The 18,329-nt window shown below is 34.0% G+C and carries 17 protein-coding genes; 7 read left to right on the top strand and 10 right to left on the bottom strand.

All coding sequences use genetic code 11. The features are described from left to right. Positions 1 to 40 precede the first annotated feature (40 nt). From ACZ098_RS05205 to ACZ098_RS05180, 6 genes are all read left to right on the top strand, one after another. Positions 41 to 376 carry a T9SS type A sorting domain-containing protein gene (locus ACZ098_RS05205; protein WP_487310682.1) on the top strand — a complete coding sequence of 112 codons (336 nt, stop codon included), beginning with the start codon at positions 41 to 43 and terminating at the stop codon, positions 374 to 376. 95 nt (positions 377 to 471) lie between these two features. Continuing rightward, positions 472 to 1,335: a T9SS type A sorting domain-containing protein gene (locus ACZ098_RS05200; protein ID WP_487310681.1), complete on the top strand. Its 864-nt coding sequence runs from the start codon at positions 472 to 474 to the stop codon at positions 1,333 to 1,335. Positions 1,336 to 1,451: 116 nt separating this feature from the next. Further along, positions 1,452 to 2,432: a LuxE/PaaK family acyltransferase gene (locus tag ACZ098_RS05195; RefSeq protein ID WP_487310680.1), complete on the top strand. Its 981-nt coding sequence runs from the start codon at positions 1,452 to 1,454 to the stop codon at positions 2,430 to 2,432. Positions 2,433 to 2,475: 43 nt separating this feature from the next. Further along, positions 2,476 to 3,210: a hypothetical protein gene (locus ACZ098_RS05190; RefSeq protein ID WP_487310679.1), complete on the top strand. Its 735-nt coding sequence runs from the start codon at positions 2,476 to 2,478 to the stop codon at positions 3,208 to 3,210. A gap of 4 nt (positions 3,211 to 3,214) precedes the next feature. Further along, positions 3,215 to 3,928, top strand: a complete 714-nt coding sequence (locus tag ACZ098_RS05185) for a hypothetical protein (protein ID WP_487310678.1) — start codon at positions 3,215 to 3,217, stop codon at positions 3,926 to 3,928. 2 nt (positions 3,929 to 3,930) lie between these two features. Next, positions 3,931 to 4,629 carry a hypothetical protein gene (locus tag ACZ098_RS05180; protein ID WP_487310677.1) on the top strand — a complete coding sequence of 233 codons (699 nt, stop codon included), beginning with the start codon at positions 3,931 to 3,933 and terminating at the stop codon, positions 4,627 to 4,629. A gap of 36 nt (positions 4,630 to 4,665) precedes the next feature. On the opposite strand, the gene ACZ098_RS05175 is transcribed toward ACZ098_RS05180, so the two are convergent. Genes ACZ098_RS05175 through tyrS form a run of 3 tightly spaced genes read right to left on the bottom strand, consistent with a single transcriptional unit; the run spans position 4,666 to position 6,441 of the window. After that, a complete protein-coding gene (locus ACZ098_RS05175) occupies positions 4,666 to 4,920 on the bottom strand; it encodes a type II toxin-antitoxin system RelE family toxin (protein ID WP_487310676.1) in 255 nt (84 codons plus the stop codon). Continuing rightward, complete coding sequence (locus ACZ098_RS05170; RefSeq protein WP_487310675.1) at positions 4,910 to 5,110, bottom strand: hypothetical protein; 201 nt, start codon at positions 5,108 to 5,110, stop codon at positions 4,910 to 4,912. Before ACZ098_RS05170 ends, ACZ098_RS05175 begins: the two co-directional genes overlap by 11 nt. A gap of 35 nt (positions 5,111 to 5,145) precedes the next feature. Then, complete coding sequence (gene tyrS / locus ACZ098_RS05165) at positions 5,146 to 6,441, bottom strand: tyrosine--tRNA ligase (protein ID WP_487310674.1); 1,296 nt, start codon at positions 6,439 to 6,441, stop codon at positions 5,146 to 5,148. 313 nt (positions 6,442 to 6,754) lie between these two features. Here tyrS and ACZ098_RS05160 point away from each other — a divergent pair, with 313 nt between their 5' ends. Then, positions 6,755 to 7,759 carry an NAD-dependent epimerase/dehydratase family protein gene (locus ACZ098_RS05160; RefSeq protein ID WP_487310673.1) on the top strand — a complete coding sequence of 335 codons (1,005 nt, stop codon included), beginning with the start codon at positions 6,755 to 6,757 and terminating at the stop codon, positions 7,757 to 7,759. Here ACZ098_RS05160 and ACZ098_RS05155 read toward each other — a convergent pair. The 7 genes from ACZ098_RS05155 to ACZ098_RS05125 all read right to left on the bottom strand — a co-directional run bounded on the left by ACZ098_RS05155 (position 7,743) and on the right by ACZ098_RS05125 (position 18,259). Then, positions 7,743 to 8,414, bottom strand: coding sequence for a copper homeostasis protein CutC (locus ACZ098_RS05155; RefSeq protein ID WP_487310672.1), 672 nt, complete (start codon positions 8,412 to 8,414; stop codon positions 7,743 to 7,745). The two genes, ACZ098_RS05160 and ACZ098_RS05155, sit on opposite strands and share 17 nt — an antisense overlap. Next, positions 8,414 to 9,406: an isoaspartyl peptidase/L-asparaginase family protein gene (locus ACZ098_RS05150; RefSeq protein ID WP_487310671.1), complete on the bottom strand. Its 993-nt coding sequence runs from the start codon at positions 9,404 to 9,406 to the stop codon at positions 8,414 to 8,416. Before ACZ098_RS05150 ends, ACZ098_RS05155 begins: the two co-directional genes overlap by 1 nt. Positions 9,407 to 9,419: 13 nt before the next feature. Next, on the bottom strand, positions 9,420 to 11,693 hold the full coding sequence (locus ACZ098_RS05145; protein ID WP_487310670.1) for a glycoside hydrolase family 20 protein: 2,274 nt from the start codon (positions 11,691 to 11,693) through the stop codon (positions 9,420 to 9,422). A 94-nt stretch (positions 11,694 to 11,787) separates the two neighbouring features. Next, positions 11,788 to 14,268 (bottom strand): sodium-translocating pyrophosphatase, encoded by a 2,481-nt coding sequence (locus ACZ098_RS05140; RefSeq protein WP_487310669.1) that lies wholly within the window; start codon positions 14,266 to 14,268, stop codon positions 11,788 to 11,790. Between the two features lie 114 nt (positions 14,269 to 14,382). After that, entirely contained in the window at positions 14,383 to 14,913 is a 531-nt protein-coding gene (locus ACZ098_RS05135) for an inorganic diphosphatase (RefSeq protein WP_487310668.1), read from the bottom strand. A 110-nt stretch (positions 14,914 to 15,023) separates the two neighbouring features. After that, positions 15,024 to 15,617: a DNA-3-methyladenine glycosylase family protein gene (locus ACZ098_RS05130; RefSeq protein ID WP_487310667.1), complete on the bottom strand. Its 594-nt coding sequence runs from the start codon at positions 15,615 to 15,617 to the stop codon at positions 15,024 to 15,026. A 155-nt stretch (positions 15,618 to 15,772) separates the two neighbouring features. Then, the gene (locus tag ACZ098_RS05125) at positions 15,773 to 18,259 is read right to left on the bottom strand and encodes a DUF5686 and carboxypeptidase-like regulatory domain-containing protein (protein ID WP_487310666.1); all 2,487 of its coding nucleotides are present in this window, start codon (positions 18,257 to 18,259) and stop codon (positions 15,773 to 15,775) included. Between the last annotated feature and the right edge of the window lie 70 nt (positions 18,260 to 18,329).

The raw sequence follows: 18,329 nt of genomic DNA, 5'->3' as shown, positions 1-18,329 counted from the left end.
ATTACATTTTTTATATATTTGTAATAACCAAATAGAACTCATGACAAAAAACTACTTATATACTTTATTATTTTTCCTTTGCCTGTCAGCTTCTACAGCAGTAGCGCAAGAAGGAAAACCAGTTTCAAAATCGCAAGATACGTCTATTGATGGTCTAAACTTTTACCCAAATCCAGTAAGTAATGGTAAGATTTACATTACCTCTAAATCTGCTGAAGATAAAGAAGTAATTATTTTTGATGTACTTGGAAAAAAAGTATTGCAAGCCACTTTAACTACTAAAGAGTTAAATATTGGTAATCTTTCTCCAGGTGTTTACATCATTAAAATTAAAGAAGGCGACGCAACAGCAACTAGAAAGTTGATTGTGAAATAGTTAAACTTTGCCAAATTTAACCTTTATTTTACTTTGATAATTTTTACTTCTAAAAATTGTCTTTATCTTTGCGGTCTAATCTAATAAAAAAAAACATGAAAAAAATTTACTCTTTATTATTTATTGCTTTAACTTCTTTTAGTTTTGGACAAGTTCCAGTTATAACTGCTGTTGTAGATGGACCATGCCCAGGAGGATATCCAAAAGTTTGTGAAATCTATGCAAATGGTGCAGTAGATTTTACTCAATTTTCATTGCAAAATCAGACTAATGCTAATACAACTTGGACAGTTCCTGCATTAGATTTAAGTTCATTTGGAACGAGAACTAACTCATTCATATATGTTATACAAACCGGAGGAAACATTGCAATAGCAACTGCAGAATTCCCTAACATAACTGCTGCAAACTCAGTTGAAAATGGTGTCGTTAATTTAAATGGTGATGATCGTTTAAGAATTATCAATACTGCTACATCTGCTGTAATAGATCAATTTGGTGTTAGTGATGTTGATGGTACTGGTACTGCATGGGAATGGTTAGATACATATGCTAAAAGAAACAATGGAACAACTCCGAATGGAACTTTTGTTATTGGAAATTGGACGTTTGCACCAATTAACACTTTAGATACTGCTGGAACCTGCTTAACACCTGCAGGAGCACAACTTCAAACTATTGTTAATATTGGTTCTTATAGTCCTAATTTATCAGTAAACCAAAACTCAATCTCAGGATTAAACGTTTTCCCAAATCCAGTTACTAACGGTACTTTCAACATTACTACAGATGCAAATGCTGAAAGAAATGTAGTTGTATACGACGTTTTAGGAAAACAAGTATTAAACGTTACAACTTCTAACACTGCAATTAATGTTGCAAACCTTAACGCTGGTGTTTACATCGTTAAAGTTACAGAAGAAGGTAAAACTGCTACAAGAAAATTAGTTATCAGATAATTAATTTTAAATTATACAGAAAGCTCTAACGAAAGTTAGGGCTTTTTTTATTTTTAATAAAACCCTTTCAGAGTTTTAAACCCGGAAAGGGTTGATTATATTTGCAAAAAAATAGTTTGATATCCGCTACCGACATATTCACCATTTCAACACAAAAGCAATTTGAAAAAATAGCACTCAAAGTATTTCGTTTTCAATACGATAACAATACTGTTTACCGTGAGTTTTGTGATTTATTAAACGTTGAAAAAGGCAGTGTGAAATCGACTCAACAAATTCCCTTTTTACCCATACAGTTTTTTAAAAGTCACGATGTTTTATCTTCTTCAGAAGCAATTCAGCAAACCTTCACCAGTAGTGGAACAACCGGAATGATTACTAGTAAACATTTAATTACGGATGTAAGTTGGTATGAAGAAAGTTACCGAAATGCGTTCTCAGAATTTTATGGAAACATCGAAGATTATGTTGTTTTGGCCTTGTTACCGTCGTATTTAGAACGACAAGGATCATCCTTAATTTACATGGTTCAAGATTTAATTCAACTTTCAAACAACGAAGAAAGCGGCTTTTATTTGCATAATTATAACGAGCTAATATCGAAACTTATCGAACTCGATTCTTCAGGGAAAAACGTACTTCTAATTGGAGTGACCTATGCTTTATTGGATTTAATTGAACTTCAAAAATTTCAATTAAAAAATACCATAATCATGGAAACCGGCGGTATGAAAGGAAGACGAAAAGAACTCATTCGCGAAGAATTGCATGAAATTTTATGCAATGGTTTTGGTGTTTCCAGCATTCATTCGGAATACGGAATGACCGAATTGTTATCGCAAGCTTATTCTCTTGGCGTTGGAATATTCCAATGTCCCAATTGGATGAATATCTTAATTCGCGACACCGAAGATGCATTAACGTACGTACAAACCGGAAAAACTGGCGGTATAAATGTTATTGATTTGGCTAACATCAACTCGTGTTCGTTCCTTGCAACGCAAGATTTAGGAAAAAAATATGCTAACAATTCGTTCGAAGTTTTAGGGAGATTTGATAATTCTGATATTCGGGGTTGCAATTTGATGGTTTTGTAATATTTTTTTACTTCCTTCGTTATAAATTACAAATGTTTTTTTTATGCGAATAAGTTACTTACTGTTTTTTATATCCTTTTCGTTATTGGCTCAAAGTCCAAAACTGGACGTTAAAATAAATTCGATTACTACAATTGATAACGATTCATGGAAAGCAGAATACCATATTAATTATCAAATAGAAAATAAGACCAACGAAGAACTTTCCTTTTTTCTACTTCCCAATGCATTAATCGCACATGCTGCAAGTTCGTTAACACTTTATCCGGTTTATAAAATGTATCAAAACGGTGTATTTGAAGATATGGATGGACCATTTTTTGAATATGAAACCGATGACGAATTAGCCTATGCTAAAATAGAAGACAAAACGTCCGATAAAGCTAAAGAATTGGCAAAAAACTTTCAAACTAAGCAATCTAATGCAGCCATGGATGTTTACAAAAAATACAAAAATGAAGGTGGAAAGAGTGACGACTTTCAATGGGTTTATTACCGTCAAAAATTATTGGACAACATCATAGTAATACAACCAAATGAAACAAAATTATTCACAATAAAAACACTTTGGGACAAAAATCGATTTATAAAAAATGACGACTTAGAATTTTACTTGGACGAAAAAAACAGGATAGAAATTGAATTGATTTTGGATTTAAAAACTAATCTTTTCAAAGACCAATTGTCGGAAGAAGATTTGATAAAAATTAATGCAAATCCAAATTTTGTTAAAGGTGAATTTGTTTCTAACAGAGTAAAAATTGATTTTAAAGAATAAAAGTATGAAACTAAATAGTGTCGTCTTGCTACTTTATTCATCACTAGTTTTCTCGCAAATCAATTCGCTTGAACTAAAAATTGATGCTATTTCGTTTACCGATTCTCTTGCTACTTACAGGACGTTTAAAGTAAATTATCACCTTAAAAACACCACAAATCAAGACATTACCTTTATCAATAGTTACTATCCAATAAATACATCTTATCCCGATGTAAAAAAGCCAATTGTTTTACCAGTTATTTACGAAAACGGAAATGCCAGAAATGAAATTAGTCTAAAATCAAACGTGGAATTTTTACAAATAGATAAAATTTCAAAAGCTAAAACCCTTGCCGAAGACGAAAAAGCGTATAACGCCGAATATGAAAAAGCATTGGCAAAAAAAATGGAAGAACTTAAAGCGCGACGTGAAGAGCGACTTAAAATCAACGATTTTGACTATGTAAAAAGTGCGGTTACCATTTTAAAACCTAATGAAAGTAAAGATTTTACCGAATTTTACTATTGGAATAAAGTGCGCTACTTTAAAATAAATGATTTAGAATATTACATCGATGAAAATGCGACTTTTTTTCTTGAACTTTCAATGAACTTACCAAAAGAGAAATTTCAATATTTTTTCTCTGAAGAAGAGTATAAAAAGATGAAAGACAATCCTAATTTTCTTGAAGGAATTGTGCGTTCCAATCAAGTTGAACTTAATTTTAAAGAATAACCATGAAATTAAAACTACTTTTTCTACTAGTAAGTTTTTGGTCGTTCAGCCAAAATCGTGCTATTGAAATTAAAATAGATTCCATCACTTCTATTGATTCTAAAGAATTTCGAGACCGTGAATTTACAATAATTTATCACATTGAGAACTTGTCTAATAATGAAGTTTCATTCTTTTTAAACCCGAAAAAATTCATTCCAAGTGCTGCAAGTGCGATGCAATATGTTCCAACATATAGATTATTTCAAAATGAAATTCCATTTGATGTCAATCAAATATTTACGACTAATAGAACTGTTCTTAAATTGGATGAAAATAATCCAAATGCCTTGCAAGAATATATGAAAAAGAAGCGAGATTCAATCATTTTGGAGTCTGAAAAGATGAGGTTTGATACTTTGTATGCATGGAATAAGAAAAATAAAGAAATTATGAATTCTATATTCGTTCTAAAGCCAAATGAAACAAAACGGTTTGTTCAAAAAATTAATTGGGACAAGAAACGTTATGTTAAAAGCCACGATTTAGAATACTATTTAAACGAAGATTCAAAGTATTATCTTCAACTAGAATTATCGTTGTTGAAGAAAGAATTTGGCGACCGATTAACTAAAAATGAACTTGAAAGTATAATGAAAAATCCAAACTTCTTGAAAGGTAATTATTATTCGAATAAGGTAGAACTTAACTTTAAGGAATAAAAAAAATCCCAATCTGTTAAAAAATGGGATTTTGATTTATTCATAAATATCTTTTCTGTGACCTAAATCTATAATTTCAATTAATAGAATATCGTCAATAATTTCATAGATTATTCTGTAATTTCCAACTCTAATTCTAAATCCAGATCTTCCTGTCAACTTTTTATAACCTTGTGGCCGAGGATTTTCAGCTAAGTTGTAGATTGCTTTCAAAATTGGCTCAACAATAGAATCAGACATTTTATCTAATTTTTTTCGAGCAACTTTATTAATTTCTACTTTATAAATCACTTTTCAAATTTCTAGTTTTCATGTAATCTTCTATAGAAATTCTATAACCATCATCATTTTTTTTCGCTTCATCATACAACTTTACATCTTCTAAATCTTCCAGTTGCTCAATAAGTTTAATGTATTTTTTTATTGGTAGCAAAACTGCAGTTCTGTTTCCCTTTTCGTCAGTTAAAAATTGAGTTTCCATAATTTAAAATTATTATTTAAAGTAAAGTTATGAAATTAAACCACACGCAAAACAAAATAATTTTTCTTTCCGCTTTGCAGCAATACAAATTCATTGTTTATCAAATCTTTCAATGACAATACAAATTCCTCTGAAACTTTAGTTTTATTTACAGAAATTGAGTTTGCAGTCAATGCGCGTCTTGCTTCACCATTCGATTTGAAAAAACCCGATTTCTCGTTCAAAACATCCACAATTCCTATTCCAATTTCTACATCAGCAATGGCAACTTCTGCTTGTGGAACACCTTCAAAAACTTCTAAAAAAGTCGCTTCATCTAGTTGTTTCAAGTCATCCATTGTAGGATTTCCGAATAATACTTTCGATGCTTCAACTGCTTTTTCATACTGTTCTTCACCGTGTACAAATTTGGTTACTTCTTCAGCCAAACGTTTTTGCAAAACACGCAAATGAGGCACTTCATTGTGCTCAGCAATTAATATATCAATTACACTTTTATCCAAAAAGGTAAAAATCTTAATGTATTTTTCAGCATCAACATCGGTCGTGTTCAACCAAAATTGGTAGAATTTATAAACCGAAGTTTTATCGGTAGTCAACCAAACATTGCCGCCTTCACTTTTTCCAAATTTAGAACCATCTGCTTTCGTAATCAACGGACAAGTCATGGCGTATGCTTTTGCACCTTCGCCATTCATTCTGCGAACTAGTTCTGTTCCAGTTGTAATATTACCCCATTGGTCGCTTCCGCCCATTTGTAAAAGACAATTGTATTCTTTGTACAAATGATGAAAATCGTAACCTTGAATCAACTGGTACGTAAACTCGGTAAAACTCATTCCTTCTCCTTCGGCGCTCAAACGTTTTTTTACCGAATCCTTCGCCATCATGTAGTTCACAGTAATGCGCTTACCCACATCGCGAGCAAAATTGATGAACGAAAAATCTTTCATCCAATCGTAATTATTAACCAATATCGGAGCATTTGCCGCACTCGAGTTAAAATCAAGAAAACGAGACAATACCGCCTTAATTCCAGCAACATTTTTCTCCAAAGTTTCCTCATCAAGCAAGTTTCTTTCGTCACTTTTGCCCGATGGATCGCCAATCATTCCTGTTGCACCACCAACCAAAGCGATAGGTTTATGACCAAATTTTTCTAAATGCACAAGTAAAATAATTGGTACCAAACTACCAATATGCAACGAGTCGCTAGTCGGGTCAAACCCAATATATGTCGTTGTCATTTCTTTTAAAAGTTGTTCTTCCGTTCCAGGCATCATGTCGTGAACCAAACCACGCCACTGTAATTCTTCAACTAAATTCTTCATTTGTACCAATAATTTGCGCAAATATAATGAAACTCCATTGCAATGCCAATTTCATTTTTTATAATCCTGACCTTGTCGAAGGAAGGAGCGAATCGCTTGGGCATTTTTAGTAATGGTAATTCCTGCTTTTCGTTACAATCTTTATTAACTCCGACAGAGTTCAAAACTCTGTCGGAGTTAATAAAGGATTTCCACTTCAATCAGGGCTAAATAGGTTTTGTCTTACCTAAAAAAAATGATTTTAACGTCGTTCCTTTTAAACTTTTAAACCATTAAACTTTTAAACTTATTTCTTAAACCCTATCTTTACAAAATGGTATTAGTCACAGGAGCAACAGGATTGGTTGGCGCACATTTGGTACTTCATTTATCCCAAAATGAAAATGCAATTCGTGCTATTTATCGAAATCCAAAAAATATCGAAAAAACCAAAGCACTTTTTAAGCTCTACGATAAAAGCCACTTGTTCGACACTATCGAATGGATTCAAGCTGATATTCTCGACATTCCATCGCTAGAAATTGCTTTTCAGAATATTGATTACGTGTACCATTGTGCCGCATGTATTTCGTTCAATCCTAAAGACGAAAATCAATTGCGAAATGTAAATATTCAAGGCACAGCTAATATTGTAAATTTTTGCATTGATAAAAAAGTTCAAAAATTATGTCACGTTTCATCCATTGCAGCGCTTGGCGATCTAGCACCGCATGAAAAAATAATTACCGAATCCACCGAGTGGAATCCAGAGAAGTTTCACAGTGATTACGCGATTTCTAAATATGGTGCCGAGATGGAAGTGTGGCGTGGTCAACAAGAAGGATTGCAAGTGGTAATCGTAAATCCGGGTGTAATTTTTGGCGCAGGATTTTGGAATCAAGGTAGTGGAGCATTTTTTACATCTGTACAAAAAGGGTTTCCTTTTTACACCAACGGAACTTCAGGGTACGTATCGGTAACTGATGTGGTTAGTATCATGAAAAAATTAATGGAAAGTACTATTTGCGGTGAACGTTTTATTTTAGTTTCCGAGAACAAAAGTTATAAAGAAATAATTTTTACAATTGCCGACAAAATAAACGCCAAAAAACCAACTATTGAAGCCAAACCTTGGTTGTTAAATATAGCTTGGCGCATGGATTGGTTTCTTTCAAAAATAATTAGAACCGAAAGAAAAATTTCTAAATACGCCGCACAATCACTACAAAATACCGATGTAATTTCGAATGAAAAGATAACCACAACGCTAAATTATTCGTTCCAAACTATAGAAGAAACGTTGAATGAAGTGGTTGCTTTTTTTAAGAAATCAATTTAGATTTTAATTGTTCTACTTCCATTGCATCAGCAACGTCACTTCCATCGGTAATTGCGGATGAATGAAAATAAGTCGCACCGGTCAACTCTTTAATAAAGTTAATAGTATTCGATCGCAATCCGCCACCTGGCATAATCGTAATTCGGTTGTTCGCTTTTTTAACTAACTTTGATAATTTGTCAACACCATCCACAACATTATCAGCTTGACCTGAAGTTAAAATCGTTTGAAAACCACATGCAATAATTTCTTCTAGCGCTTCAAAAATATTGGAAACTTCATCGAAAGCGCGATGAAAAGTACACGGAAATGGTTGGGCTAAATTCACTAATTCCGTATTTTGAAATGTATTTATCGAATTATCATCATTTAAAATTCCAAAAACGAATCCGTTTACCATTAACTTTTTGAATTCGCTGATATCACGTTTCATTTGTTCAAATTCGACTTCAGAATACACAAAATTTCCACCTCTTGGACGAATCATTACATTCAAATCGATTTCGATTAATTCTCTGACTTTATTGGTGATTTCAAAATTAGGTGTTGTACCGCCAACTTCAATTCCGGCGCAAAGTTCTATTCTATCGGCTCCATTTTCTTGAGCGATTACAGCAGAATTGACATTGAAACAAGCGATTTCTAATTTTTTCATTATTTCAAAAAGTAATCCGCATCAACCAATTTATTTCCAGAAGTTTGATTTACTGCATAATTAAATCCGCCTTGAATGCAATACGAACCATATTCACCTTTTTTATTTAAAGCGATGAAACCAACTTGAATATCCTTAAGATTTTTACCTCTGTTTTTTGTCAGTTTCACAATTCTAGAAACCGCTTCTTCGCAGGCTTTTTGAGGCGATTTTCCTTGACGCATCAATTCTACAACCAAATGGCAACCTGTTATTCTGACCACTTCTTCGCCATGACCTGTGGCTGTTGCTGCTCCGATTTCGTTATCAACATACAATCCGGCGCCAATAATTGGTGAATCACCAACGCGACCGTGCATTTTAAAAGCCATACCGCTTGTGGTACACGCACCGGATAAATTTCCTGCACTATCGAGAGCAATCATTCCAATTGTATCGTGATTTTCAATGTTGGCAATTGGCTTGTATTGACTGGTTTTAAGCCATTCTTTCCATTCTTTTTCTGATTCTTCGACTAGTAGATTTTCTTTTTGAAACCCTTGTGATAATGCAAATTGTAAAGCGCCATCACCGACCAACATTACGTGCGGCGTTTTTTCCATTACAGCGCGTGCCACAGATATTGGATGTTTAATATGTTCTAAGCATGCTACTGAGCCAATATTTGAATGCTCATCCATTATACAAGCATCGAGCGTTACTCGCCCGTCCCGGTCTGGTCTTCCGCCATATCCAACGCTTCGTTCGGTTGGATCGCCTTCTGGAATTTTGACACCAGCTTCGACAGCATCAAGAGCGCGACCGTTATGTTTTAAAATTTCCCAAGCAGCTTCATTGGCTTTTACTCCGAAATTCCATGTTGAAAGTACAATTGGTTTATTGATTCTCCCATCAGAAAAGGGTAGTGCATCTTCTTTAGATTTGAATGAATTTAAAGCAATTGCAACCGAGCCTATAGCTGCAGTTTTTATAAATTTTCTACGATTTGACATACTTTTTATTTTTTTATTCGACACCAATTTCGTCTACAAACAACCAAGCATCCGAACCTGCGCCAGGATTTCCATCTGATATCTTACCTAAATTAGTTGCAATTACTTTTACGAATTGAGCTTTCTTGCCTTTAATTTCCAACACAACTTCACCTTTTACATCGTTAATTTCTGATGAATTTAGTTGGGAAACACTTTCAAAATTTTGCCCATCATTTGAAATTAAAACTTCTATCTTTTTTGGAAAATATATCCAACTTCCTTGACTTTCTAAAACGCAAAGCAGGACTTTATTTATAGTTTGTGGTTTGCCTAAATCAATAGTTGCATTCAAATCTTTACCTGAAAAACCCAACCAATCGCGACCAAATTTACTTCGGTTTCCAATAATTCCGTCAACTAGAGTTAATGCGCCACCGATACTATAATTTTCATGTGGTTGATTGAGCAAAGTAATTGTTTTTCCTACAGCGTCGCTCCAATAAAATCGTTGCTCTATTGCTGCACTTTTCTGTTTTTCGTTTTCAAACAAAGCTGCTTTTATGGTTTGACCTTTCGTGATTTCTATTGGATTGGAATATGGAATTGAACTTGAATTTGGAGTTGAACCATCGGTTGTGTATCGAATTCCGTTCGAATTAGTAGCCGACTTTAATTCGAATAGAACTCCGTCTCCAGTAGTAGAAGGTTTTACTTTTGTAGTAATTTCAAAAATCGATTTACTGTAATTGATTCCTTTTTTGTCAAAAATATCAAAATGCTGTAGCATTCTATTTTGAAAATCTGCAAATTTCTCTGAATTTGAAGTTCCCCAAACCACTTCAGACAAAGCTAACATTCTTGGAAAAATCATATATTCTACATGACTTGGTGTTTCTATATATTCCGTCCAAAGATTGGCTTGAGCGCCTAAAATATATTTGGCTTCTTCAGTTGAAAGCTCTTTTGGAGTTGGATTAAAAGAATAGACTTTTTCCACTGTTGTATATCCGCCAAAAGCTATTGGTTCATTTTTTGGTTCGCCTTGATAATGATCGAAATAGCAATGCGAACCTGGCGACATTACAACAAAGTGATTTTGCTTCGCAGCTGCAATGCCACCTTCCGTTCCGCGCCAACTCATTACCGCGGCGTTTGGAGCCAATCCGCCTTCGAGAATTTCGTCCCAACCAATAATTTTTCGACCTTTAGAGTTTACAAATTTCTCAATTCGTTGAATGAAATAACTTTGTAATTCGTGCTCGTCTTTTAAGTTTTCGTCTTTGATTCTTTTTTGGCAATTCGGACACATTTTCCAACGCACTTTTGGAGATTCATCGCCGCCAATGTGAATGTAATTCGATGGAAATAAAGCGATAACTTCAGATAAAATATTTTCTAAAAAAGTAAAAGTTTCGTCTTTTGGACAAAATACATCGTCTAAAACTCCCCATATTTTTCCAACTTGAAATGGTCCGCCAGTACACGAATATTCTGGATAAGCTGCCAATGCCGCAACTGCATGACCAGGCATTTCTATTTCTGGAACTATGGTGATGTGCCGTTGGTTTGCGTAAGCAACAATTTCTTTAATATCTTCTTGAGTGTAAAATCCGCCGTAGCGTTTGTTATCAAATTTTTGGTCGGAGTAATGTCCAATCATAGAGCCATTTCGGTAAGCACCAACTTCGGTAAGTTTTGGATATTTTTTAATTTCGATTCTCCAACCTTGATCGTCGGTTAAATGCCAATGAAAGGTATTCATTTTGTACATGGCGAGATAATTGATGTATTTTTTGATGAACTCTTTTGGAAAAAAATGTCGAGCACAATCGAGATGCATTCCGCGCCAAGCGTATTTTGGTTGGTCATATATCATCGCACCTTGTATTTCTATTTCATTTGAAAAGCTTGCAGGAATAAGCTGGATTAAGGATTGAATTGCATAAAATATACCTTCTCTTTCTTGAGAAGACATTGAAATAAAGTCTTCTCCTATATTTAAATGATATTCGTTATTTTGGATATACGCTAGTTCATCTTTTTCTATGAATATCGCAATTTTGCTTTTATCTTGGCTTTTTGTTGTTAATTTTAAGTCTAGACCGGTTTGTTTTTTAATTGCCTCTTTTAAAAAGATAACTTCAAATAATGTGGTGTCTTTTGTTTGAATCACAGTTTCCGTACTTAATTTGAAAGTTGTTGATAGTAAATCAACCGATGAAGGCTTGGGAATAATAGGTAATTGATCCTGCGAAAACGAGAGGCTGACCCAAAAAAGCAATAAATAAAAAAGTTTCTTAGACATATATAAAAGTAAAAAGGATTGGATAAATGTACATAAAAAACCATAAAAAAATGCCTCACTTTCGTAAGGCATTTATAATTATAAAAAGTAAAACTTATTTCTTTTTGAATTCTTCAATTTTTGCCGAAACTTCAGCTTCAGTTCCTTCAAATGTTTGTGTATTTGAAGTACCGTTTGCTCCGGTTGTTTTGATTGTTGCAGTAACTTTACCATCAACATTTACTTTTTCTATAGCAACTTCGCTCGTAATTTCTTTTTTAACTTCAGTTGTTGTTTCGTTCATGTGCTCGCAAGTTTTGCTAGTGCAACCTTTCGCAATACATTCTTCTTTAGACATTGATTTGCATTCTGCAGACATTTCTGAACAACAAGATGCCATTGGTTTTGCTGTATCAGAATGAACTCCATTTCCTAAAATTGGTGCAATTACTAAACCAATTAGACACGTAAGTTTAATTAAAATATTCATAGATGGACCGGAAGTATCTTTGAATGGATCACCAACTGTATCACCGGTTACAGCAGCTTTGTGTGCATCTGAACCTTTATAAGTCATTTCACCATTAATCATAACTCCAGCTTCAAACGATTTTTTAGCATTATCCCAAGCGCCACCAGCATTGTTTTGGAACACAGCCCAAAGTACACCAGAAACAGTAACTCCAGCCATATAACCACCTAACATTTCAGCAATCAATTGGTTGTTATCACCATAAACTAATTTTCCTAAAAGTACAATTGCGATTGGGAAACCAATGGTTAAAATACCAGGTAGCATCATTTCGCGTAATGCCGCTTTTGTAGAAATTTCTACGCATTTTCCGTATTCAGGTTTTCCAGTTCCTTCCATAATTCCTGGAATTTCTTTGAATTGACGACGAACTTCATATACCATATCCATTGCAGCTTTTCCTACCGAGTTCATCGCTAATGCTGAGAAAACTACAGGAATCATACCTCCAACAAATAGCATTGCTAGTACTGGAGCTTTAAAAATATTAATACCATCAATTCCTGTAAATGTTACGTAAGCAGCAAATAATGCTAACGATGTTAAGGCAGCAGAAGCGATTGCGAAACCTTTTCCAGTTGCAGCCGTTGTGTTACCAACAGAATCCAAAATATCGGTTCTTGTACGAACTTCTTTAGGTAATTCGCTCATTTCAGCAATACCACCTGCATTATCAGAAATTGGTCCGAACGCGTCGATTGCTAATTGCATTGCTGTTGTAGCCATCATTGCTGAAGCAGCAAGAGCAACTCCATAGAAACCAGCCAATGCATAAGTTGACCAAATTGCAGCTGCAAATAAAATGACTGTTGGAAAAGTAGAAATCATACCCGTTGCTAAACCAGCGATTACGTTTGTTCCTGCGCCAGTTGATGATTTTTGTACAATTGCCAAAACTGGTTTTGTACCTAAACCTGTATAATATTCAGTTACTGATGAAATGGCACCACCAACAAATAATCCGATTAAAGAAGCATAGAAAACTCTCATTGAAGAAATTTCTTGTAATCCTTCACCAAAGAATGACATTTTCATAGTTTCTGGTAACATCATATCGATTAAGAAATAACAAGCAACTGCTGTTAAAACGATAGAAACCCAGTTTCCAATATTTAATGCTTTTTGAACTTGAGCTTCTTTAGCATCATCACTTGAAATTTTCACTAACATTGTTCCGATAATAGAGAATAAAATTCCGAAACCAGCTATTGACATTGGTAATAAAATTGGTCCGATTCCGCCAAAAGCATCTTGAATACTTCCGCCCATATCTTTTATAACGTAATTACCAAGTACCATTGCTGCTAGAACTGTTGCTACGTAAGAACCAAATAAGTCGGCGCCCATACCGGCAACGTCACCTACGTTATCTCCAACGTTATCTGCAATTGTAGCAGGATTTCTCGGATCGTCTTCTGGAATACCCGCTTCAACTTTACCCACTAAGTCAGCACCAACGTCGGCTGCTTTGGTATAAATTCCACCACCAACTCTTGCGAAAAGCGCAATAGATTCTGCTCCAAGAGAAAAACCTGCAAGTGTTTCAAGAACGATAGTCATGTCTTCAGTAGAAGTCCAAACACCTTTCATGAAATATTGAAATAATAGGATGAAGAAACCTGTTAAACCAAGAACTGCAAGTCCCGCAACTCCTAATCCCATAACAGTTCCACCACCAAAAGAAACTTTTAATGCTTGTGGCAAGCTTGTACGCGCAGCTTGTGTTGTTCTAACATTGGTTTTAGTTGCGATTTTCATTCCCATATTTCCAGCTAATGCTGAGAAAAATGCGCCGAAAACGAAAGCTACCACTATTAATATATGTGTTGTTGGAACTATAAATGAAATTCCAGCTAAAACAATACTTGCTAAAACTACAAATATTGCTAATAATCTGTATTCGGCTTTTAGGAAAGCTAAGGCGCCTTCATAGATGTAATCTGAAATTTCTTTCATTTTTCCATCGCCTGCGTCTTGTTTTAATACCCAAGATCTTTTGGCAGCCATAAAAAGCAAACCTAATACTGCCATAACTATTGGCACATAAATCATAAATGAATCCATAAATATAAAATTTGGTTTTTGTTAATATTTTGTAAATGTAACAAAACGAATATAAATAAAAAAGCAATACTCTTGTTAGAATATTGCTTTTTTGCTAATTTATTATACTTTTTATTATTTAATGCTAAACAATCCTTGTGGTTTATTTTCAATTGCATCAAATCGGTCGACACATTCTTTAATAATTCGTTGTGCTTCTTTTACATCGCCCCAACCTTGTACATCTACTTTTTTCTTTTCTAAATCTTTGTATACTTCAAAAAAATGTTCGATTTCTTTTAAAAGGTGTGCATTGATATCGGATAAATCTTCTAATGAATTCCAATTTGGATCAGAAACGGGTACACAGATAATTTTTTCGTCTGGACCTTTATCATCTGCCATGTGAAAAACTCCAATTGGTTTAACTTCTATTACGCAACCTGGAAATGTAGGTTTGGTTACAAGAATTAAAACGTCTAATGGATCGCCGTCTAAGGCTAAAGTTTCTGGAATAAATCCATAATCTGCTGGATACATCATCGAAGAAAATAACATTCTGTCGAAGCGCATTCTTTTTAATTCAAAATCGTATTCGTATTTGTTTCTGCTTCCTCTTGGAATTTCAACTAAAACATCAAATGTTTTTACTTTATCTGCTGTCATTTTTCTTTTTTTAATCTTTATTTTCGGACTGCAAAAGTACGTAAATAGTAAGGTTTTACAATGTATTGAAGTTATAAAATTGTAATTTAATTGCAACTTTTAATGTATTCTTAAATTTTGCCTCTCTTTTTTAGGTAATAATGCCAAATAGTAAAGGATGCGAAGGTTCTGAAAGGTTTCCAGTTGTTGGAAATAGTTGTCATTTCGTCATTAGTTTGGCATTGATATAGTTCTTTTAAGGTATTCTTAATGGCTATGTCGCCAAGTGGAATAATATCGGGAAGTTGAAGGCAAAACATTAAGTATACTTCGATACTCCAATTGCCAACTCCTTTTATGGTAATGAGCTCGGCGCGAATTTGCTCTTCGGTTTTGGTCGTGAAGCTTGAAAAATCTATTTGTTTGGTACTTGTTTTATGAGCTAGGTCTTTGAGATACGTAATTTTCTGGCGTGAAAGACCGCAGTTTCTTAGTTCTAAATCGGTAGCATTAAGTAGTGCTTGTGGATTAATTATGCCGAAATAATTTTGTAATTTAGAGTAACAGGCTTGTGCCGATGCAATTGATACTTGTTGTTCTAAAATGATATGACACATGGAGGCAAATCCTTCTTCTCTTTTTTGTATTATTGGATGTCCAAAATTTATGAGTAGGTTGTGTAATATTGAATCGGATTGTGATAAATATTCGATAGCGTCTTTCATAGTATAGGGTTTAGCCCAGATGGAAATGGAAAGCAATTTATGAAAAAATGGCAAATTTTGTTAAAGTAAAAAAGCGACCTTGGAAGCTCTTTTTACTTTTTTACAAAATTGCCATTTTTTCATAAATTCTTGCAATGTACAGCTGGAAGTTGCTTCTAGAAGTAGAAACCAAATTCGCCTTTGATTGTAAAATTGTTGGCGCCAGGAAGATCACGATAGTTGCCTCGCCATCCAAAATCGATGCGAAATACTTTGAAGATATTTCCGATTCCGGCACTGTATTCCCAGTATGGTTTTTCTGGAGCTTTGTAAACTAGTCCTGATGCATTTATTAATTTGTTTTGATCTGAAACCGTACCGTAAACTCCACGAACACCAATGATTTCGCGTAGGTTTAATTTTTTCAAGAAAGGGATTCTGCTGAAAATGCGTCCGTTAAAATTATGATCCCAAACGAATGTTGCGTATTGATCGGCTACGAATTCGTAAAAATTTAAATTGCTAAAGGTATTTCCTATTACAAAATAAGTTTGGTTTCCAGGAACAACACTTAATAGTCCTAAAGGTACTGTTCCGAATGTTTTTCCTGCTTCCATGGTGATATTGGTTCGACCTAAAGGACCAATAATAATGGGTTGCTTATAATATAATTGCAATTTTTGATAGTCGAAATCGCTATTGAAAAGTCCTTTAGAACCTGAACTGTAATTGATGAAAAAGCGGCTGTACGGACTGTCTACATCGCGACGCTCAACTCCGTAACCAATATTTTTTTTACCTGGAGTATAGTCTATTTGAATGTTGGATTCCGCTTGTTTAACCTCGCTTTTAGTTGTTGTTAATGATGAATCGGTGTAATAATCTAAGCTAAATACAGATGATGCTGATTCTAGTGTTCTATAGGAAAAGCCAACTTGGAATATTAGATTTTTTATGGGTTCAATTTCGACTGCAATTGTGCTTAAATTGATGTTGGTAAGCTTGCCGTTACTACCTGATGTAAATAATGCTGATGAGGCAAAACTACGACCTAAAACGTCGTTGGTGGTGGTTAAACTTGCTCCAATTTGTTCAACATCGCGACGGTTTCCTCCAGATACAATGATTCGGTTTTTTTTGTCGACCATCCATTTTCCTGATATTCCGTATTTGAATTTGTCGTCTTTAAAGCCGTATGCGGTGTACCCTTGAATGCGCCATAAATCGTTGGTTCCAAAATAGGTTCGACCTCCAACTCGAAGTCTCAAACCTTCAACATCATTGTTTCCTATGGTTGAAAATATGGGTCCATAGTCAAAATTTCCGATTTCAACATATCCGCTTCCTAAAATAGAAACGTAGTTATACAGTTGCTTGAATTTTTTTACTGTTTTTAGCGTATCAAGCATTTTGTAAACACCTGCTTCGTCTTTATTGAGTTTCTCGAATCGGTTGGTAGCCCAATATTCATCGTCTTTCTTATAGGCTTCGTTGTTGATATAATTTACTTCTTGTTTGTAAAATTTCTCGTCTTTCTTCTGGTCGAATTTATGGTTTCGGGTTAATGTGGTTCGTTTTCCGTAAACACCTTTGGATGCTTCTTTTTTATTTAAAGCAAAATCAGACATCATATAATCTCGAGTTAAAAGAAAAACAGAATCATTTTGAACTTCAAATTCTTGCTCTAAATAGATTTCTTTTACCCAGTTAATATTGGCACTTTTAGAAGCAGTAAGGTTAATGTTTTTTATAGCAAATGTGGTATCATTTACCCAAAAATTTCCTTTAAAGGTAAGTTCATTTTTTCTGCGTGGATAAAATACAATGTTGTAGCACCATTTGTTATCAATAAACGCGGTGTCGCGCAAAACATAATTGTACACGTCGATACCTGTTGTAGAAAGTGGACTTGTAAAGCTCTTGTCAAAAAAGTTGAGGTAATTGTCGTAAATGTTGTAGTCGTTGTATAAATCTTTAATGAAAGTGTTAACACCATCGCCATTTGTAAGACCAGAATTTTTATTGGCTTTAATGATTTCTTTGACTTTCTTTAATTGATTATCACCGTATACATCATATATGGACTCGTTTATGAAGATTGGTAGGTAGGTTTTTCCAGTAATTTTTGAGGTATCAACTTTATTAAAAACAAATTCCATTCCTTTAAAAACTTTTCGTTTCATGAAAGCACTGTCGATTGTATTTAAATCGAATTCTACTTTTTCGTATTTTTCATATTGGTACTGATTGAACATTTTGAGACCGTTTTTACGTTTACGTTCCCAAATTTTTCTAAGAATATCTAGAGCTGGATTGTTTTTTTTAGAAGTTTTTCCGCTGTAAACCAATACTTCATTAAGCACTTCACCTTCCGACAAGATGATTTTCATGTCGTAAGTTACAGATTTTGTTAGTTGTATTTCTTTGGTATTATAGCCAACAAAAGATACTTCCAAAACAGTATAAGTACTATCTGATTCAAGATAAAATCTTCCATTTTCGTCGGTATTTACAGCAACATTAGTTCCTTTAAAAATTACGTTAGCATAAGGAACAGGAAGTTTGGTTTTGTCAATAACAATACCACTTACTTTTGTTTGTGCAAAAAATAAATTTGAAAACAGTAATGCTACAAAAATTAGAAAAAAATTATTTTTAGTCATAGTTGTAAAGTCCGTGAAATTTTAGAAAAAAAAAGCTTCATCAAAATTTCTCTGATGAAGCTTCAAATAT

The organism is Flavobacterium sp. SP2 (genome assembly GCF_057626655.1).
This window is presented reverse-complemented; position numbering and strand designations above follow the sequence as displayed.